The sequence below is a fragment of the Curtobacterium sp. 9128 genome (assembly GCF_007673775.1).
Lineage (GTDB): Bacteria > Actinomycetota > Actinomycetes > Actinomycetales > Microbacteriaceae > Curtobacterium.
The window spans coordinates 198,755-217,946 of record NZ_VEAF01000003.1; the positions used below are offsets into that span (position 1 = coordinate 198,755).

Genomic DNA, 19,192 nt, shown 5'->3' on the forward strand with positions numbered 1-19,192 from the left:
GCGGCGGGTCAGGCGGCGGCCCAGCGCTCCGTGCCCCAGGTCACCGGAACGTCCTGCATGAGCAGCACGTCCGAGAACTCGGCGCTGTCGCGGGGGAGCGACGCGATGAACGAGGAGTGCACACGGTGCGCCCGGGCGGCGTGCACGCGCCAGGCGTCGGTGTGCAGCTCGAGTCCCTCCAGGCCGCCGCGGTGCCCGGGCGACCATCCCGTGCTGCCCGCGCGGAAGAACGCGGACGCCTCGGCGACGTCGCGGAAGACGCTGCTCGTCCAGCGGTGGTCGGGGACGCGCTCGACGTCGACGTCCACCTCGGCGTCGGCGGCGTCGAAGCCGACACGGAAGCGGTCGCCGTCCTCGTCGACGTCGAACCGGGCGTGCTGGTGGACACCGGGCATCACACGGCCGCCGAGGGCGACGGGGACCCACGACGCGCTGTAGCGCTTCGGGATGTAGACACCGCGTCGGACGCCGTCGACAGCGTCCCACTCGACGGCGATGCGGTGCGCCGCGTTCTCGGCACCCCACGCGATGCCCCGCGGGACCCACGCGGGGCGGAGTCCGGCCATCCGGAGCAGGCACACCCCGGCGACCGCCGACCCGTCGACGACCTGCGGGCGGAGCCCGTCGGGCAGGACCCACCGGAGGGCGGCCGGGTCGACCCGGAAGTTCACGAGGAGCCGACGGTCGATGCGGGCGACGATGCCGGTCCGGGACGGAGCCGTGGGGTTCGACGGGGCGGCCCGGTGCGCTGCGGTGGTCACCCGATGGATGCTAGACCCGCTGCGGGTCCTCCACCAGGGGGACCGAATGGTGCCTGGTCATGACCAGTTCGTCAAGCATTCCGCAGGATTCGTTCGACATCCGTGATCCCCCGGAAACATGCGGATGTCCGCTCCTGTTCCGGCCGCGATCGGTGGTTGACATCCCCGCTCCGAGGGTCTTTCATTGCGATTACGCAACGTCCTTTCATAAAGGTCGGACCAAGGGAGTCAACGTGACACGCACGCGATTCGCCGCACTCGGTGCGCTCGGCCTGGCAGCCGCGCTCGCCCTCGCCGGGTGCTCCGCCGGAAGCAACGGAGCTTCCGACAGCGGGACGAAGTCCATCGGCACACCCGATGGCAAGGGCAAGACCATCAACGTCTGGATCATGAACGGCGACCTCAGCCCGAAGATCCTGTCCGTCGCCGAGCAGCAGTTCACCAAGGCCACCGGCGCCAAGGTGAAGCTCCAGCTGCAGCAGTGGGACGGCATCACGACGAAGCTCACGACGGCGCTGGCGCAGAAGGACGCTCCGGACATCGTCGACCTGGGCAACACCGACGTTCCCGTGTACGCGGCGACCGGTGGTCTGATGGACCTCTCGCCGTACAAGAAGGAACTCGCCGACGGGCAGACCTGGCTCTCCGGCCTCGAGGGGCCGGCGACCGTCGACGGCAAGCTCTACGGCGCACCGCTCTTCGCCGGCAACCGGGCCGTCATCTACAACAAGAAGACCTGGGCGGACGCGGGGGTCACCAGCGCCCCGACCTCGTACGAGGAGCTCACCGCCGACCTCGACAAGGTCAAGGCGGCGAACCCGGCGGCCGACTTCTCCGCGTTCTACATGCCCGGCCAGTACTGGTACGGCGGCCTGCAGTGGGTGTGGGACGCCGGCGGGCAGATCGCCACGGAGAAGGGCGGCAAGTGGTCCGGGGCGATCGACTCCGCGGACGCGGTCAAGGGCCTGACGGCGTGGAAGGACTTCCAGAACGACTACTCCGCCACGTCGACGCAGGACATCAACACCGACAAGCCCGCCGAGAGCGACGTGTTCGCGCAGGGGAACACGTCGGCGATCCTCGGTTCGGCCTGGGAGATCGGGTCGATCACGACCGCGAAGCCCGAGCTCAAGGACCAGATCGGCACCTTCGCCCTGCCGTCGACGACCGCGGGCAAGAACACGCCGGTCTTCCTCGGCGGCTCGGACCTCGGCATCCCGGCGAAGTCGGCGAACCAGGATCTCGCGCTGTACTACATGAAGATCCTCACCTCGAAGAAGTTCCAGGAGGACCAGGTCTTCGGTGTGGACGGCTGGGAGCCGAACTCCACGCAGCTCCTCGACGCGGTGTCGAGCAAGGTCGACGAACTCCACAAGCCGTACTTCGAGGCGGCCTCGACCAGCCGTCCGACGCCGGCCACCCCGGGCTGGGCCACCATCGAGGGCGACGCGAGCTTCCAGTCGATGTTCGCGGACATCGCCACCGGTCGGAAGTCGCCACAGGAGTCGGCCGACGACTTCTCGAAGCACCTCACCTCGGCGCTCAACGCGAGTCTGTAGTCCATGACCTCGACCGCTGACACGGCGACCGGCTCGGCTCCCGCCGGGCCGGTCGCCGGCGCCGGGCAGCCGCCCGTCGCCGGCCGGGTCCTCCGACCGACGGGGCGGCGGGGACAGTCCGGTCGCCCGCCCCGCCCCCGTCGCCGTTCCGTCGGGTCGTCACGCGCGCCGCTCGTGCTGCTCGCGCCGGCCGCGGTGCTCCTGCTGGCGCTCGTGGTCTACCCGCTCGTCCGGCTGGTCGTCATCTCGTTCCAGGAGTACGGCCTCCGCGCCATCTTCACCGGGCAGGCCGGGTTCGCCGGGCTGACGAACTACACGAACGTCCTCGGCGACGCGAGCTTCTGGCCCGTGATCCTCCGGACCATCGCCGTCACCGCCTCGATGGTGGTCGGCACACTCGTCATCGGCATGGCGGTGTCGCAGCTGCTCACCCGGCTCGGCGTCGCGATGCGGACGGTGGTCAGCGTCGTGCTCGTGCTGGCCTGGGCGATGCCGAACGTGGCGTCGAGCCTGGTGTGGCAGTGGCTGTTCCAGCCGTTCTACGGCGTGCTCAACTGGCTCATCACGCAGATGCGCGTCTTCGGGGACCACACGCAGGACAACTGGGCGTCGCACCCGGGGCAGGCGTACACGATCGTGTTGAGCCTCGTGATCTGGCAGGCGGTGCCGTTCGTCGCGTTGACGCTCTACGCCGCGCAGTCGCAGATCGCTCCCGAGTACTACGAGGCCGGGTCGCTCGACGGGGCATCGGCGTGGGCGATGTACCGCGCGATCACCCTGCCGGCCCTCGCACCGACGCTGCTGCTCGTGACGATCCTGTCCGTGATCTGGGACTTCAACGTGTTCAACCAGATCTGGCTGCTCACCAGGGGCGGCCCGGAGGACGCGACCCTGACCCTCGGCGTGTGGACGTTCGTGAAGTCCTTCGTCTCGAACGCCTACGGCCAGGGCGCCGCCATCGCCGTCATCTCGACGGTGATCCTCGGGGCGCTCACCAGCTACTACATCCGCCGGCTCATCCGGAGCGGGGAGGAAGACCTGTGACTGCTCCGTCCGTCCGACCGTCCGGCGCCGTACCGAAGGCCCGGAAGCGCAAGCCACGCGTGCTCGCCAACACCATCGCCGTGCTGTTCTGCCTGGTGTGGGTGTTCCCGATCTACTGGATGGTGAACACCGCGTTCAAGCCGGCCGACGAGGTCACCACGCTCACGCCGATCTGGGCGCCGCTGCACCCGACGTTCGAGAACTTCACGAGGGCGCTCACGCAGGAGGGGTTCCTCGGCTACCTGCGGAACTCCGCCATCGTCGTGGTCGCCGCCGTCCTCCTCTCGATCGTGGTCGGCTTCCTGGCCTCGGCGGCCCTCTCGCGCTTCCGGTTCCGGGGCCGTCGGGCGATCCTCGTGGGCATCCTGTTCGTGCAGATGATCCCGTCCGGCGCGCTGCTCATCCCGCTGTTCCTGTCGTTCCAGTCGCTCGGGCTGCTGAACAGCTACATCGGGCTGATCCTGGCGTACGTCGCGAGCGTCCTGCCGTTCTCGATCTGGGTGATGCGCGGGTTCTTCGTCGCGGTCCCGGTCGAGATCGAGGAAGCGGCGAAGACCGACGGCGCGGGGACCTTCCGCATCCTGTGGAGCGTGCTCTTCCCGCTCGTGATGCCCGGCGTCATCGCCACGAGCGTGTTCGCGTTCATCGCCGCGTGGAACGACTACCTCACCGCGTACGTGATGCTCAAGGACCAGTCGATGTACACGCTGCCGGTGTGGCTCGCGGGCTTCTCGACGAACAAGGGGACGGACTTCGGCGGGCTGATGGCGGCCAGCGTGCTGTTCAGCCTGCCGGTCGTCGTGTTCTTCCTCATCGTCCAGCGCCGACTGGTCAGCGGCATGACCGCGGGGGCGGTCAAGGGGTAGTCGCTCGCCCCACCACGGACGGGAGGCTCGGTGCCAGCTGGCACCGAGCCTCCCGTCCGTCGTCGGTGCGCGCCGGGCCGCCACCTAGTGCGGTCTCGAGGTTCCACGACTTGCCGCATGCGTACGACGAGGTTCCGTGAAGTGGCGGTTTCAGCGCTCGAGGTTCCGGAATTGTGGCATCTCGGGAGAGGGGCGGGCGAGTGCCGGCGAGGTGCGGGGGAGGGGCAGCGCAAGAGCACAGTTGCGGTTGTGTGGGATTGCGGCGTATGGTGCTCGAAACCAACGGGAACGAAGGAGTTCGGGCATGTACGCAACGGAGCGCCACGACGCCATCGCCGAGCAGCTGCAGGCCGCCGGCCGGGTCTCCGTCGCCGACCTCGCCGAACACTTCGACGTCACGACCGAGACCGTCCGTCGTGACCTCGACGCCCTCGAGTCCGCCGGCGTCCTCCGCCGCGTGCACGGGGGAGCGGTGCCGGTCGGCCGCTCGAGCGTGGTCGAACTCAGCGTCGCCGAGCGCGAAGGACAGCACGGTTCCGCCAAGTCCGCGATCGCCCGGGCCGCGATGCGCCTGGTCCCGCCGACCTTCACCGGATCGATCGCCCTCGACGCGGGGACGACCTGCGCCGCGGTCGCGTCCGAGCTGGCCCGGTGGGAGCCCGCCGAGCCCGGCGCCACGATCACCGTCGTCACGAACTCGGTCCCGATCGCGGCGACCCTGCAGCACAGCGCGCACGTCGAGCTGCACCTGCTCGGCGGTCGCGTCCGTGGGGTCACCAGCGCAGCGGTCGGCACGGCCACCGTCGAGCAGATCGGCGCGCTCCGCCCCGACATCGCCTTCGTCGGGACGAACGGCCTGTCCGCCGGCTTCGGTCTCAGCACCCCCGACGAGTACGAGGCGGCGGTCAAGGGCGCCTACGTGCTGGCAGCCCGTCGGAGCGTCGTGCTCGCCGACGCGGCCAAGCACGGCGTCGAGGCGCTCATGCGGTTCGCCCGCCTCGACGAGATCGACACGCTCGTCACCGACCAGGCCCCGCCCGCCGACCTGGCCGAGGCGCTCGCCGAGTCCGACGTCGAGGTCGTCGTCGCATGAGCGGTCGCATCGTCACCGTGACGCCCAACCCGTCGCTCGACCGGACCATCGAACTCGCCGGCGAACTGCAGCGCGGCTCCGTCCAGCGCGCGACCCGGTCCACCGCGGAGCCCGGCGGCAAGGGCGTCAACGTCTCCCGCGTCGTCGTCGCCAGCGGCGGGGACACGATCGCCGTCCTCCCCGGCGACGAGCTCGACCCCGTCCTGCTCGGCCTCGCGACCCGCGGCATCCCGACCGCGGCACTGCCCATCGGCGCACCGCTCCGGTCGAACGTCACCGTGACGGAGCCGACCGGCACGACGACGAAGCTCAACGAGCCGGGCCCGTCCCTCGCCGGGCGCCTCGACGAACTCGCCGCCCTCGTCGCCGCCGCCGCGGACGCCACCCCCACCGGACCCCGCGCCCGCTGGGTCGTCCTCGCCGGGTCGCTGCCGCCGGGGCTCCCCGACGACGCGCTCGCCGTCCTCGTCCGGGCCGTCCGCGCCCGACACGGCGACGCCGTGCGGATCGCGGTCGACTCCTCCGGCCTCCCGTTCACCGCGCTGCTGCAGTCCGGCGAGCGGATCGACCTCGTCAAGCCGAACGCCGAGGAACTCGCCGAGGTCGTCGGCGGCGACCCGGACGAGTACGAGCGAGACCACGACCTCGCCGCCGCGGCCGCCGAACGCCTCCGCGACCGCGGTGTCGACACGGTGCTGCTCACCCTCGGCAGCGCCGGCGCCGTGCTGATCGGACCGGACGGCTCCTACGCCGCCGCGGCACCCCGCATCGTCGCCCGTTCCACCGTCGGCGCCGGGGACTCCGCCCTCGCCGGGTACCTCCTCGCCGAGGTCGCCGGAGCGCCGGCCGACGAGCGCCTCGCCCAGGCCGTCGCCACCGGAGCCGCCGCGGCGGCACTCCCCGGCAGCGACGTCCCCGCCCTCGACCACACCGACCCGAGCGGCGTCACCGTCACCCGCATCGCCACGACCCCCGCGTCACTGCAAAGGAGCACACCATGACCGCTGAGCCCACCACGAGCCCGGGACTCATCAGCGTCCCCCTCGTCGGCCTCGACGAGGACCTCGGCGCCACGTCGGCCGACGTCATCCGCGTCCTCGCCGACCGCGTCGCCGCCAGCGGTCGCGCGGCCTCGGGCGAAGCGCTCGCGGCCGACGCGATCGCCCGCGAGGCCTCCGTCGGCACCGGCGTCCCCGGCGGCATCGCCATCCCGCACGCCCGGTCGGCGTCGGTGACCGAGCCGACCCTGGCGATGTCCCGCCTGGCCCGCACGGTGCCGTTCGGCGCTCCGGACGGCGACGCCGACCTCGTCTTCATGATCGCCGTGCCCGAGGGTGCCGACAAGGACCACCTCACCGTCCTCTCGACCCTCGCCCGTGCGCTCATCCGCGAGGACTTCACCGCCGCCCTCCGCGCCGCCACCACGCCGCAGGAGATCGTCGACCTGGTCGACCGCGAGGTGACCGGCGAGGTCGCCGACGCCGGCGTGACGGGCACACCCCGAGCCTCCAGTCCGGCCGCAACGACGGCCGGGACGACGGCCGGGACGACCAGCGCGACCGGCGCGCCCGCCGCCCGCAAGGTCATCGTGGGCGTCACCGCCTGCCCGACCGGCATCGCGCACACGTACATGGCCGCGGACGCCCTCGTCGCAGCAGCCCAGCGCGCCGGCGCCGAGATGCACGTCGAGACGCAGGGGTCCTCGCAGGTCGAGCCGCTCGACCCGGCGCTCATCGCCCGCGCCGACGCCGTCGTCTTCGCGGTCGACGTCGACGTCCGCGACCGCTCCCGCTTCGCCGGCAAGCCGCTCGTCTCCGGACCGGTCAAGCGCGGCGTCGACGAACCCGACGCGATGATCGCCGAGGCGCTCCGCGCCGCCGACGACCCGAACGCCGCCCGCGTCTCCGGCTCGGCCGCCGAACCCGGCACGAGCACCGCGAAGGACGAGCACTTCGGCCAGTCGCTCAAGCGCTGGCTCCTCACCGGCGTCAGCTACATGATCCCGTTCGTCGCGGGCGGCGGGCTGCTCATCGCGCTCGGCTTCCTGCTCGCCGGGTACGGCATCGCGCTGACGCACGGCAACGACGGCGTCAACAACGCGGTCTACACGCTGCAGCACTTCACCCTGCTCGACCTGCCGCCGCAGGGCCTGCACTACTACCTCGGCGCGGCCGCGTTCGAGATCGGCTCGGTGTCGCTCGGGTTCCTCGTGGCGGCGCTCGCCGGGTACATCGCGTACGCCATCGCCGACCGCCCGGGCATCGCACCGGGCTTCGTCGCCGGCTCGATCGCCGTGTTCATGAACGCCGGGTTCCTCGGTGGTCTCGTGGGCGGCCTCATCGCCGGTGCGGCCGCGTACTGGATCGGCCGGATCCCGGTCTGGCGCTGGCTGCGCGGCCTGATGCCGGTCGTGATCATCCCGCTGTTCGCGTCGATCATCGCCTCGGGGCTGATGCTCCTCGTCCTCGGCGGTCCCATCGCCTGGGTCATGACCGAGCTCACCGCGTGGCTGAACTCGCTCTCCGGCGCCTCGGCTGTGCTGCTCGGGATCATCCTCGGCCTGATGATGGCGTTCGACCTCGGCGGACCGGTGAACAAGGTGGCGTACGCGTTCGCCGTCGCCGGGCTCGGTGCCGGATCGGCCACGAACGTCGTGCCGTTCGAGATCATGGCCGCCGTGATGGCCGCGGGCATGGTCCCGCCGCTGGCCCTGGCACTCGCGTCCACCGTCCTCTACCGCCGCGGCTTCACGAAGCCCGAGCGCGAGAACGGCAAGGCCGCGTGGCTGCTCGGCGCCTCGTTCATCTCGGAGGGCGCGATCCCGTTCGCCGCCGCCGACCCGCTGCGGGTCATCCCGGCGTCGATGGTCGGCGCTGCGGTCACCGGGGCGATCTCGATGGCCGCCGGGGTCACCTCGCGGGCGCCGCACGGCGGGATCTTCGTGTTCTTCGCCATCGGGAACATCTGGATGTTCATCGCGGCGATCCTCGCCGGCACCGTGGTCTCCGCGCTCGTGCTGGTGGGCCTGAAGAAGTGGGTGCGGCGCACCCCGACCGCGGACGTCGCCGACGTCCCCGGGACCGGGGCGGCGGTGCCGGCGGACGACCGGGTGGCGGTCGCCGTCTAGGCAACGGGGGTCGACGCGTCCGACCGGACGGACGACGGACGGGAGGCTCGGTGCCAGCGGGTGCCGAGCCTCCCGTTCGTCATCGCGTCGGTCCGCCGGTCAGGCGGCCAGCAGGAGCGGCGCGGTGTCCGCCGACGTCGACCGGGCGAGCGCACCGGGGTCGAGCGGCGGCACGGACGCGTGCGAGATCTTCGGGTGCACCGGACGCCGCTCGGTCTCGCCGCGCCCGATGAGGTCCTCGTGGAGCTTCTCGCCCGGCCGGAGCCCGGTGAAGACGATGTCCGAATCGCCCCCCAACGCCGCGACCATGCGCCGTGCGATGTCGAGCACCCGGACCGGCTCGCCCATGTCGAGCACCAGGACCTCGCCCGGCTGCGCGATCGCCGCGGCCTGGATGACCAGGTGGCAGGCCTCCGGGATCGACATGAAGTAGCGCGTGGCATTCGGGTGTGTGACCGTCACCGGACGCCCGGTCCGGATGAGCTCGGCGAACAGGGGCAGCATCGAGCCGCGGCTGCCGAGGACGTTGCCGAACCGGACCGACACGAAGTCCCGGCCGGTCTCCGCGGCCGTCCACGCCGTGAGCCGCTCGGCGAGGCGCTTCGTCTGCCCGAGGACGCTCGTCGGGTTGGCGGCCTTGTCGGTCGAGATGTTCACGAGCGTCTGCACGCCGGACTCCGCCGCGGCGCCGAGGACGTTGCGCGTGCCGAGGACGTTCGTCTTCCAGCCCTCGTCCGGGTACTGCTCGAGCATCGGGAGGTGCTTCAGCGCCGCGGCGTGGAACACCACGTCCGGGCGGCGGTCGAGCATCACGGCGTGGATCGCCTCGGCGTCGCGGATGTCGGCGAGCACGACCTCTCGGCTGTCGAGGAGCCCGTGCCCGGCGACGGAGACCTGCACCTGCTGCAGGGCGGTCTCGTCGCGGTCGAGCATGATCACCTCGGCCGGCTCGAAGCGCAGCAGCTGGCGGCACAGCTCGCTGCCGATCGAGCCGCCGGCCCCCGTGACCAGGACCGTGCGGTCGCGGACGAAGTCGACCTCGAGCCCGAGCTCGTCAGCGGGGTCGCGGCGGCCGATGAGGTCGTCGACGTCGAGGCCGTCGAGGCCGGGGATGGTGCAGTCGGACATGGGACTCCTCGCGCCGGTGGTCGATCCTCCCCACCGTAGCGTGTCACATGTCAGTCGGCCAGAGGGTCAGTCCGCGATGTTCGCCGTGACCGCGTCGATGTACGCCGCACGCTCCTCGCGGGAGCTCGGACGTCCGGGGACACCGGGGCGCTCCTGCCACGGGAACGGTCCGGTCTCGTGCCGGTACTCGATCCCCATCGCCTCGAGCCGTGCCAGGTGCTCGACGAGTCGGCCCCGGAAGTCCGCGACGTCCCGCGGTCCGCTGGCGTCGGCGGACCAGAGTGCCTCGGCGAGGGCGGCCACGCGCGGGAACAGCTGGTAGTCGAGCTTCCGGACGGTGTCGACGTGCTCGGTCCACATGTTGCCCTGGCCCCCGATGACGTGGGCGCGCTCCGCGTCCGTCAGGTCCGACGGCACCGGGTCGAACGCGAAGACGTCGTCCACCGATAGCACGATGGCCACCGGGACCGGCTCGTTCGGCAGGTCGCTCTGCCGGTAGTCGAGGTACACCTGGTCGTCCGGCGACGAGATGACGTCGTGCCCGCGTCGGGCCGCCGTCGTCGCACCGCGGAGACCGCGCCACGACACGACCGTCGCCGACGGGGAGAGCGTGCCGCCCTCGAGGATCTCGTCCCACCCGAACGCCCGACGGCCCTTCGACTCGAGGTGCGCCGCGAGCCGGCCGATGATCCACGCCTGCAGCTGCTCCTCGTCCTCGAGACCGAGCTCCCGGATCCGCTCCTGCGTGCGCGGGTCCTGCTCCCACTGCACCTTCGGGCACTCGTCGCCACCGAGACCGATGTAGGCGCTCGGGAACAGCGCGACGACCTCGTCGAAGACGTCCTGGAAGAACGCGATCGTCGACTCCTCCGCGTTCAGGACGTCCTCGGCGATGCCCCACTCCGTCCAGACACCGACGCCGGACTCCGGGTGCACGCCGAGCTCCGGGTACGCGGCCAGTGCGGCGCGGACGTGCCCGGGGGTCTCGATCTCCGGCACGACCGTCACGAACCGGTCCGCTGCGTAGGCGACGATCTCGCGGACGTCGTCCTGCGTGTAGTGCCCGCCGTGCGGCCGTCCGTCGAACCCCTGCGGGCGGAGCGTCCCCTCGGCGTCCGGCACGTGCGCGCCGACCTGGGACTCGCGCCGCCACGACCCGACCTCGGTCAGGCGCGGGTGCTTCCGGATCTCGATGCGCCAGCCCTGGTCGTCCGTCAGGTGGAAGTGCAGCGTGTTGATGCGGTGCGCCGCGAGCTGGTCGATGACGCGGAGGACCTCGGCCTTCGTGCGGAAGTGCCGGACCACGTCGAGCATGACGCCGCGCCACGCGAACGCCGGGGCGTCCTCGACGGTCTGCGCGGGGACCGTCCACGGGCCCGTGCCCACCCGCCCCTTCCGGTACACGTCCGGCGGCAGGAGCTGCAGGAGCGCCTGCACGCCGTAGAAGACACCGGCCGCGGAACCGCCGACCACCTCGACGCGGTCACCCGTGACGACCAGGCGGAACGACTCCGCGGTCGAACCCGCGGGGCCGGCCGGCAGCGGCGACCCGGTCGTCCCGTCCGCGGTCGCGACCCGCAGGGTGATCGTGTCCGGTGCCGACGCCTCGGCGGTGCCGTCCGGCGCGTCCCGCACCGGCAGCCCGGTGGAACCGCGGAGCGTCTGCTGCAGGAACAGGCGGACCGACTCGCTGGCGGCGTCCGCGGCGATGCGGGTCGACGGAGTGATCTCGAAGGCGCCGACCCCGGAGGTCGACAGACGCGGGCGGGGGATGAGCATGTCGGAGTCCACCATTCCTCAACGGTCTTTCGTAATATGGAGGCTATGGCTGTGCACGAGACCCTGTCAACGATGAGCACCCCGGGTGCCCTGCGCCTGGTGAACTCCCGCGCCATCCTCGACGAGCTCTTCCGCGTCGAGAGCTCCGCCACCGTCACCGAGCTCAGTCACACCGTCGGACTCTCCCGCCCCACGGTCGAGGCGTCCCTGGCCGACCTGGTCGCGGAGGGGTGGGTCCGTGAGGCGGACGCGATCGCCACGCCCAACAAGGCCGGACGCCGGGCCAAGCGGTTCGAGGGCGACGCCAGCGCCGGCTCGGTGCTCGGGGTCGACCTCGGACTGCACGGCATCGTCGGGATCCTGGCCGACCTCCGCGGCGAGGAGATCACCCGCGTCGAGGAGGTCTACCCCGACCTCGCCTCCGCGGACCAGGCATGGGCGAGCGTGCAGGACGTCGTGCACCGACTGACCTCGACCCCAGGTGCCGGCCGACTCCTCGCCGCGACGTTCGGCGTCCCCGCCGTGGTGGACCGCAGCGGCGCCATCGACTACACGATCGCGGTGCCACAGTGGGTCGAGGGACGGATGCCCGGTCGCATCCACGACCTCTTCCCGGACGCCACGACGATCTTCGACAACGACGCCAAGCTCGCCGCCACCGCCGAGGCCATGTGGGGCCGCTTCCACGGGGTGCGCGACGCGCTCTACCTCGTGATGGGTCGTCAGATCGGTGCCGCCTACCTCGTCGACGGCGCACTGGCGCGCGGCGCACGCGGCGCAGCCGGCGAGGTCGGCGGCCTCGCCTCGACCGGCTGGCCGAGCGCACCGGCCCGACTGGAGGCACGGATCCCGTCCGGATCGGACGTCGAGTCCGTCATGGTGTCGGCCGGGCAGGGGGACCGCGCCGCTGCCGAGGTCGTCTGCGCCCTCGCCGAGGACGTCGCGATCGGTGTCGCGCAGCTCGTCGCGACGATCGACCCCGAGGTGGTCGTCGTCGGTGGCGAGGTCCTGCCGGCGGCGGAGGTCTTCTGCTCGGCGCTCGCCGCGGCCGTCGGACCCGCGCTCCGGCACCCGGTGGACGTCGTGCCGTCCACGGTCGGGCGGGACGCGGTGGCCAGGGGCGCACTCGCGCGGTCGCTGACGCACGTGCGGGAGACGCACATGGGTCTGGGTTGACGACGGCGTCGACCTGAACGTCCTGCAACCTGTCAGGGCGCTCAGGGAGGATGGCGCCATGACGACTGCCATCGCTGCCGCCACGTCCTCGCCCGACGCCGACATGGGCGGGCTGTCGGGGATGGTCCTCCGACTCATCGACGCGCTCGGCGAGTGGGGCGTCGCCCTCATGCTGTTCGTCGAGACGGTCTTCCCGCCGATCCCCTCCGAGGTCATCCTGCCGTTGGCCGGGTTCCTCGCGGGGGCCGGGCGGATGGATCTCGTACTCGTGCTCGTCCTGGCGACGCTCGGCTCGTACGTCGGCGCGCTCGTGCTCTACTGGCTCGGGCGCGCGATCGGCTTCGACCGCACCGTCCACTGGCTCGGCAAGCTCCCCCTCGTCGACGAGGACGACTTCCGCAAGGCCGCCGCGTGGTTCCACCGGCACGGCCGGAGCGCTGTGCTGTTCGGACGCCTCGTCCCGATCGTCCGGAGCCTGATCTCGCTGCCGGCCGGCGCCGACCGGATGAGTCTCTGGTCGTTCTCGCTGTTCACGGTCCTCGGCTCGGGGATCTGGAACAGCCTGCTCGTGCTCGGCGGTGCGGCACTCGGCACGCAGTACGACCGGATCGAGGGCTACACCGAGTGGATCGACCGCGCGATGTACGCCGCGATCGCCGTGGTCGTCGTCGTGTTCGTCGTCCGGCGGGTTCGGCGTTCGCGCGCCGAGCGTGCGGCACGCGAACGCTCGCGGGTCACGCCTTCGTGAGCGCCGACTCCTTGTGGGCGGCCTTCTTGCCCGACTTCTCCGACTCGATGATCCAGTAGGGGTCGTCGTCGGTCGGCCGGAACGTCTGACCGTCGAACTCGAAGTCGCTCGTCCGCTTCTCCACGAGCTTCCCGGTGGTCTTCCCCTGCGAGGTCTTCCAGTGCACCTCGTCGCCCTTCGACAGCGCCATACGGACAATCCCTTCGTCGTGTGTGCACCGAAGCTAGACCCCGCGCATCCGCGTCAGTACAGGGATGTACCCCGCGTCACGAAGTCATAACGTCCGCACTTCGCGACGCGTTGGCGCGTACCGTTGTCGAGGAGTCACACGGCGAGCACCGACGCCATCTCGACGACTCACCACCCTGACGGAACGACATCACGATGACCCTGGTCGACAGCGCCCGCACGGAGACCGTCCTCTCCGGACGGTACCGCCTGTCCCGGCTCATCGGCACGGGCGGCATGGGGTCCGTCTACGAGGCCCGCGACGAGCACACCTACCGCCTGGTCGCGGTGAAGCTCTTCGCGACGCCCCAGGCGATGACGACCGCCGACCGCGTCCGCCAGGAACGCGAGATCCGACTGCTCAGCATGCTGTCGCACCCCGGGCTCATCCCGCTGTACGACGCCGGCACGCACGAGTTCTCCGACGGCCCGCACCGGTACATCGTGATGGAGCTCATCGCCGACATGACGCTGCTCCGGCGTCTGGCCGAGGGGCCGCTGCACAACTACGAGGTGGCCGACCTCGGCGCGCAGCTCGCCGACGCCCTGGCGTACGTGCACTCGCGCGGGATCGTGCACCGCGACGTCAAGCCCGCGAACATCCTCATCAGCGACGAGGGCTCCTCCGGCTTCGCCCGCACGGTCAAGCTCACCGACTTCGGCGTCGCGCACTTCGTCGACGGTTCACGCCTGACGAACGACGGCACGATCATCGGCACCGCCGCGTACCTCAGTCCCGAGCAGGTGGCCGGTGAGCCGATCAGCTACGCCACCGACGTCTACTCGCTCGGACTGGTGCTGCTCGAGGCCCTGACCGGCCACCAGGAGTACTCCGGCACGCTCGTCGAGGCCGCGCTCGCCCGACTCCGGAACAGCCCCGAGGTGCCGGAATCCGTCGGGCCCGAGTGGCACGACCTGCTGCTCCGGATGACCGACCGCGACCCGGCGCGGCGTCCGACCGCCGTCGCGGTGGCCCGCGCCCTCCGTGGAGGCTCGACGCAGATCACGGGGCCCGTCCCGTTGGGCCCGCACCGCGCGGCGCACAAGCGCGACCACCGGATGCACCGGGCGGCGCACCGCCACGCCAAGCGCGGCACGTTCGTGGCCGTCCGGCGGTGGCGACGACGGAACATCGTGGCCGGGTCGTTCGCGGTCCTCGGCGTGGTCCTCGCCTGCACCGCGAGCTACCTCGCGGGCGCACTGCACTGATCGCCAGGAGCTGACCCGGGGCCGACCGGTTTCGTGCAGGATGGACTGCATGACCGACCAGCGCTGGATCAAGATCTGCGGCCTGTCGACCCCGGAGACGGTCGACGCCGCCATCGACGCAGGGGCCGATGCGGTCGGGTTCGTCTTCGCTGCCGGCAGCCCCCGGACCGTGACCGCCGACCTGGCGAAGGAGCTCGTGGCGCGCGTGCCGGACGGCATCGACGCCGTCGGGGTCTTCCGGCACCAGGAGATCGACGAGGTCGTCGGCATCGCGTCAGCGGTCGGCCTCACCACGCTCCAGCTGCACGGCGGCGAGGCGGCGAGTGACTTCGCCCGTGCCCGTGATGCGGGGTTCTTCACGATCCGGGCGGTGTCCGCGGTCGACTACCTCGCCGAGACCGAGGAACAGCGCGCCTCGTACGACCACGACCTGCTGCTCCTCGACGCCGCGGTGCCGGGCAGCGGTCGGCTCATCGACCCGGAGACCATCAACGGCGGCGTGGACGAGGCATGGATCCTCGCCGGTGGACTGACACCCGCGAACGTCGTCGACGCGGTCGAGCGACTCGATCCCGACGGGGTCGACGTCTCGAGCGGCGTCGAGTCGGAGCCCGGCGTCAAGGACGCCGCGAAGATCCGGGCGTTCGTCGAGGCGGTCCGCAGCATCCCCTGAGCGGCCGAGCCGAGCCTCCAGGCCGGCTGGTTCGGCTGGTCTGGCTGGTTCGGCGGCGCGGGTGGCGCCCTGCCGCCATCGGGCGTCAGGCGGACCGGACCCCGAGCGTCGGGATCAGGTCGGTCAGGAACGCGTCCGTGTCCTCCCAGCCCTCCACCGCATGGCAGGGAACGCCGAGGGCCTTCACCGGGTAGTCGTTGCCTTCGGGGTCGAGGCGGTCGCCGACGAAGAGCATGTCGTCGAGCGCGATGCCCGTGAGCTCCGCGAGACGACGCATGCCGTACGCCTTGTCGATGCCCTTGCGGGTGATGTCGACGCTCGTCGAACCGCCGGAACGGACCTCGAGGTCGGGCAGCTCCGCCTGCACGCGCCGACGGAGGTCGTCCTTCTTCGCACCGGTCGGGTCCCACGCCTTCTTCTCGGCGACCGGAGCGGCCTGGCCGAGCGCGGAGAACGTGATCTGCGACCCGCGGTCCTCGAGGATGTCGCCCCACGTCCGCGACTCCCAGTACCCGGCGGCCTTCGCCTCGGCCTCCACCGCCGCGAGGGCCCGGGCCTTCTCGTCGTCGGTGAGGTCTTCGGCGTACTGCAGCGCCCAGTCGTCCCCGGCCCAGCGGTAGTACCGGGTGCCGCACGTCGGCAACAGGTGGAGGTCGTCGAGGGTCAGTCCGTCGCGGTGGCGGAGCGGGGTCACGAGCTGCTGGTCGAACTGGTGGAAGTTGCCACCGCTGATCACCGCGACCGGGACGACCTCGAGCAGCGCGGCGAACGTGTCGAGCATGCGCGGGTCGAGAGCGGACTTCGACGGGGCGAGGGTGTCGTCCAGATCGAAGGCGACGAGACGTGGAGCGGTCATGCCCCCGATTGTGTCATGCGGCATCCTGACGACCAGCGGCGCTGGACGCACCTGTGGACAGACGAACGCGGCCAGGCCCTGTGCAGGACCCAGCCGCGTGCGACGCTCGGTGGACTACTCCTTGACGAGCACGACCTCGTCGAGCGGGATGCGGGTACGGGGTGCGACCTCGCGCGCTGCGGCCTTCTCGTCGAGCTGCGACGGGTCCGCGACGGTGCCGATCGCCGTGACCGTGAACGGCACGAAGCGCTCCGGCAGGTCGAACGCCGCAGCGATCCCGGCGGCGTCGATGCCCGCCATCTGGTGCACGTGCAGGCCCTCGGCGTGCGCCTGGACCGTCAGCGCGGCGATCGCCTGGCCGAGGTCGTACTCGGCGAAGCGTCGGACGTCGCCCTCCTCGGACGTGGTCTCGAGGACGCCGACGACCAGGGCGCTCGCCCGGAACGCCCACGCGGCGTTGAAGCCCATCAGGTGCTCGTTGACCTTCCGGAACGTGTCCGTGCCCCGGCGACCCGCGATGAACCGGCGCGGCTGCTGGTTGCTGGCGGACGCCGCCCAGCGGGCCGCCTCGAGCACGGCGTCGAGCTGGTCGTCCGTCATCGTCGCGGTCTCGTCGTAGGAGCGCGGGCTCCACCGCTCCTCGAGGAGCGGGACGAGCGGCTGGCTCGAGTCGGTCGAACGGGAGAGAGTCGTCGCGTTGGTCATGTCGACGACAACGATGCTCCATGCGTCTGCATTTCCGCGATGAACGACCTCACAGCGCGCCGCGAGCGCGTCCACCTGCCAGGATGGGTCTGATGAGTGGCGTCCTGATCGGTTTCGCGATCATCGGCGTGATCATCGCGACCGGGTACGTCGTCGGGCGCATCGGGCTCCTCGGGCCGCACGCGCAGTTCGTCATGAGCCGACTCGCCTTCTTCGTGCTGATGCCGTGCCTGCTGTTCCACACCATCGCGACCGCCGACATCGCCGCGCTGGTGTCGCCGATGCTCTGGGTGTCGCTGCTGAGCGCCCTCGTGGTCGCACTGGGGACCGCGCTCGTGTTCGGCCTGGCCCTCCGACGCTCCGTCGCCACGACGACCGTCGGCGCGCTCGCCGCGAGCTACGTCAACGCGAACAACATCGGGCTGCCCGTCGCCGTGTACGTGCTCGGACAGGCCACCGCCGTCGTGCCGGTCATCCTGCTGCAGCTCGTCGTGATGGCGCCGATCGCGCTGACGGTCCTCGACGCCGCGACCGCATCAGGAGGCGGGTGGCGGCGACGCGTGCTCGGCCCGGTGACGAACCCCCTCATCATCGCGTCACTGCTCGGGTTGGTCTGCTCGGCGTTCCGGATCGAGCTGCCGACCCCGGTGCTCGAGCCCTTCTCGCTGGTCGGGGCCGCCGCCGTGCCGCTCGTGCTGCTGTCGTTCGGCATGAGCCTGCACGGGTCCACGCCGCTCCGTGACCCCGGGATCCGCACGGACGTCATCGTCGCGTCGGCGATCAAGCTCGTGGTGATGCCCGCCGTCGCCTTCGTGCTCGCCCGGTTCGTGTTCGGGCTCGACGACCAGCAGGTGTTCGTCCTGACGACGCTCGGGGCGCTGCCCGCGGCGCAGAACGTGTTCAACTACGCGCAGCGGTACGACGCGGCGGTCCCCGTGGCGCGGGACGTCGTGCTCATCTCGACGCTCGGTGCGGTACCCGTGCTCGTCGGGGTCGCCGCGCTCCTGCACCCGTAGGGGCGTGGCGCGCGGGAGCGGGGTGGGGCGGGGTCGGGGCGGGGTCGAGGTTCCGTAAGTTCGGCACCTCGCACGTCGAGGTTCCAGAATTCTCGGACCGCGGCGTCGCCCACGCGGCGAGTCGTGGAACCTCGGCGGGGTCGAGTGGTCGAAGTTCGGCGGGGCCGAGTGGTCACGACACCCCGCGCGTTGGACGCCGAGTGGTCGGTACTCGTCGGACGGAGAGGTCGCGGGCGACGTTCCTCGACCGGTCGGCGGAGGTGAGCGGGATGTCGTGACAAGTCGGGCAGGCGGGCGACGGGTGACGGCGCCGGGCAGCGGGCGACGGGCGCCGGAGCGGGTCCGGCGTCAGAAGATCATCGGACGGTCGTCGTCGAGGGACGTCTCGAGGTCGAGGTCCACGACGACCGGCACGTGGTCGCTCGGGGCGTCGCCCTTGCGCTCGTCACGGTGGATCGACGCACCGGTGACGGCGTCCGCGAAGCCCTGCGAGCCCATCACGAAGTCGATGCGCATGCCCTCGCCCCGGGGGAAGCGCAGCTGCTTGTAGTCCCAGTACGTGTACCCGCTCGGCACGAGGGGCCGGACGACGTCCTGGAGTCCCCGCGCCTCGAACTCCCGGAAGGCGGCCCGCTCCGGCTCGGTGACGTGGGTGTGCCCCTCGAACACGGAGACGTCCCACACGTCGGAGTCGAGCGGCGCCACGTTCCAGTCGCCCATCAGCGCGAGCTTGAGGTCGGGGTCGGCGTCGAGCCACTCGGTGGTGCGGTCGGCCAGCTGCGCGAGCCAGTCGAGCTTGTACGTGTAGTGCGGGTCGCCGATCTCCCGGCCGTTCGGGACGTACAGGCTCCAGAGCCGGACGTCCTCGACGGTGACCCCGATCGCCCGGGCCTCGACGGGCAGGTCCGGCCCCTCGTGGCCCTTGAGGAACCCGGGCTGGCCGGGGAAGTCCCGCGTGACGTCCTCCATCGGCAGGCGGCTCGCGAAGGCGACGCCGTTCCACTGGTTCAGGCCGTGCGCCTCGACCTGGTAGCCGGCAGCCTCGAACGCCTCGGTCGGGAACTGCTCGGGCTTGCACTTGATCTCCTGCATGCCGAGGACGTCGACGTCCTCGCGGACGAGCCAGTCGACGACACGGCCGACTCGGGTGCGGACGGAGTTCACGTTCCAGGTCGCGACGCGCATGGGATCGAACCTACCGGGCGGGACATCGGAGCCGCTCGG

Annotated in this window: 17 protein-coding genes and 1 pseudogene; 11 read left to right on the forward strand and 7 right to left on the reverse strand. The window is 71.4% G+C overall.

Translation table 11 applies throughout. The features are described from left to right. Positions 1-8 precede the first annotated feature (8 nt). Positions 9-761: a DUF2071 domain-containing protein gene (locus FS641_RS07215; protein WP_186317625.1), complete on the reverse strand. Its 753-nt coding sequence runs from the start codon at positions 759-761 to the stop codon at positions 9-11. Positions 762-994: 233 nt separating this feature from the next. Between FS641_RS07215 and FS641_RS07220 the strand changes: the two genes are divergently transcribed. The 6 genes from FS641_RS07220 (at position 995) to FS641_RS07245 (ending at position 8,450) form a co-directional block, all read left to right on the forward strand. Beyond that, positions 995-2,320, forward strand: a complete 1,326-nt coding sequence (locus tag FS641_RS07220) for a sugar ABC transporter substrate-binding protein (protein ID WP_222122060.1) — start codon at positions 995-997, stop codon at positions 2,318-2,320. 3 nt (positions 2,321-2,323) lie between these two features. Then, a complete protein-coding gene (locus FS641_RS07225) occupies positions 2,324-3,364 on the forward strand; it encodes a carbohydrate ABC transporter permease (RefSeq protein WP_144762077.1) in 1,041 nt (346 codons plus the stop codon). Continuing rightward, positions 3,361-4,230 (forward strand): carbohydrate ABC transporter permease, encoded by an 870-nt coding sequence (locus tag FS641_RS07230; protein WP_260855726.1) that lies wholly within the window; start codon positions 3,361-3,363, stop codon positions 4,228-4,230. Before FS641_RS07225 ends, FS641_RS07230 begins: the two co-directional genes overlap by 4 nt. Before the next feature lie 304 nt (positions 4,231-4,534). Next, the gene (locus FS641_RS07235; protein ID WP_144762080.1) at positions 4,535-5,323 is read left to right on the forward strand and encodes a DeoR/GlpR family DNA-binding transcription regulator; all 789 of its coding nucleotides are present in this window, start codon (positions 4,535-4,537) and stop codon (positions 5,321-5,323) included. After that, positions 5,320-6,324, forward strand: coding sequence for a 1-phosphofructokinase family hexose kinase (locus FS641_RS07240; protein ID WP_144762083.1), 1,005 nt, complete (start codon positions 5,320-5,322; stop codon positions 6,322-6,324). Before FS641_RS07235 ends, FS641_RS07240 begins: the two co-directional genes overlap by 4 nt. Further along, positions 6,321-8,450, forward strand: coding sequence for a fructose-specific PTS transporter subunit EIIC (locus FS641_RS07245; RefSeq protein WP_144762086.1), 2,130 nt, complete (start codon positions 6,321-6,323; stop codon positions 8,448-8,450). The genes FS641_RS07240 and FS641_RS07245 overlap by 4 nt, the downstream gene beginning before the upstream one ends. Positions 8,451-8,549: 99 nt before the next feature. Here FS641_RS07245 and FS641_RS07250 read toward each other — a convergent pair. Both FS641_RS07250 and FS641_RS07255 read right to left on the reverse strand, forming a co-directional pair. After that, positions 8,550-9,545 (reverse strand): annotated as a pseudogene (locus FS641_RS07250) (UDP-N-acetylglucosamine 4,6-dehydratase family protein); the annotation flags it as partial. Between the two features lie 99 nt (positions 9,546-9,644). Then, the gene (locus FS641_RS07255) at positions 9,645-11,372 is read right to left on the reverse strand and encodes a beta-N-acetylhexosaminidase (RefSeq protein WP_144762092.1); all 1,728 of its coding nucleotides are present in this window, start codon (positions 11,370-11,372) and stop codon (positions 9,645-9,647) included. A 57-nt stretch (positions 11,373-11,429) separates the two neighbouring features. Between FS641_RS07255 and FS641_RS07260 the strand changes: the two genes are divergently transcribed. Both FS641_RS07260 and FS641_RS07265 read left to right on the forward strand, forming a co-directional pair. Next, positions 11,430-12,533: an ROK family transcriptional regulator gene (locus tag FS641_RS07260; RefSeq protein WP_186317626.1), complete on the forward strand. Its 1,104-nt coding sequence runs from the start codon at positions 11,430-11,432 to the stop codon at positions 12,531-12,533. Positions 12,534-12,591: 58 nt separating this feature from the next. Next, positions 12,592-13,281, forward strand: a complete 690-nt coding sequence (locus tag FS641_RS07265; RefSeq protein ID WP_144762098.1) for a DedA family protein — start codon at positions 12,592-12,594, stop codon at positions 13,279-13,281. Here FS641_RS07265 and FS641_RS07270 read toward each other — a convergent pair. Next, positions 13,268-13,471, reverse strand: a complete 204-nt coding sequence (locus FS641_RS07270) for a DUF2945 domain-containing protein (RefSeq protein ID WP_144762101.1) — start codon at positions 13,469-13,471, stop codon at positions 13,268-13,270. The genes FS641_RS07265 and FS641_RS07270 overlap by 14 nt on opposite strands. Positions 13,472-13,665: 194 nt before the next feature. On the opposite strand from FS641_RS07270, the gene FS641_RS07275 reads away from it, so the two are divergent. Continuing rightward, a complete protein-coding gene (locus FS641_RS07275) occupies positions 13,666-14,718 on the forward strand; it encodes a serine/threonine-protein kinase (protein WP_144762104.1) in 1,053 nt (350 codons plus the stop codon). A gap of 49 nt (positions 14,719-14,767) precedes the next feature. Next, positions 14,768-15,391 carry a phosphoribosylanthranilate isomerase gene (locus FS641_RS07280; RefSeq protein ID WP_144762107.1) on the forward strand — a complete coding sequence of 208 codons (624 nt, stop codon included), beginning with the start codon at positions 14,768-14,770 and terminating at the stop codon, positions 15,389-15,391. Positions 15,392-15,476: 85 nt separating this feature from the next. Here FS641_RS07280 and FS641_RS07285 read toward each other — a convergent pair whose 3' ends face one another. Both FS641_RS07285 and FS641_RS07290 read right to left on the reverse strand, forming a co-directional pair. After that, on the reverse strand, positions 15,477-16,247 hold the full coding sequence (locus FS641_RS07285) for an HAD-IIB family hydrolase (protein WP_144762108.1): 771 nt from the start codon (positions 16,245-16,247) through the stop codon (positions 15,477-15,479). Between the two features lie 114 nt (positions 16,248-16,361). Further along, complete coding sequence (locus FS641_RS07290) at positions 16,362-16,952, reverse strand: nitroreductase family protein (RefSeq protein ID WP_144762111.1); 591 nt, start codon at positions 16,950-16,952, stop codon at positions 16,362-16,364. Between the two features lie 92 nt (positions 16,953-17,044). Here FS641_RS07290 and FS641_RS07295 point away from each other — a divergent pair, with 92 nt between their 5' ends. Further along, complete coding sequence (locus FS641_RS07295) at positions 17,045-17,968, forward strand: AEC family transporter (RefSeq protein WP_144762114.1); 924 nt, start codon at positions 17,045-17,047, stop codon at positions 17,966-17,968. Between the two features lie 348 nt (positions 17,969-18,316). Here FS641_RS07295 and FS641_RS07300 read toward each other — a convergent pair whose 3' ends face one another. Beyond that, positions 18,317-19,153: an exodeoxyribonuclease III gene (locus tag FS641_RS07300; RefSeq protein ID WP_144762117.1), complete on the reverse strand. Its 837-nt coding sequence runs from the start codon at positions 19,151-19,153 to the stop codon at positions 18,317-18,319. Between the last annotated feature and the right edge of the window lie 39 nt (positions 19,154-19,192).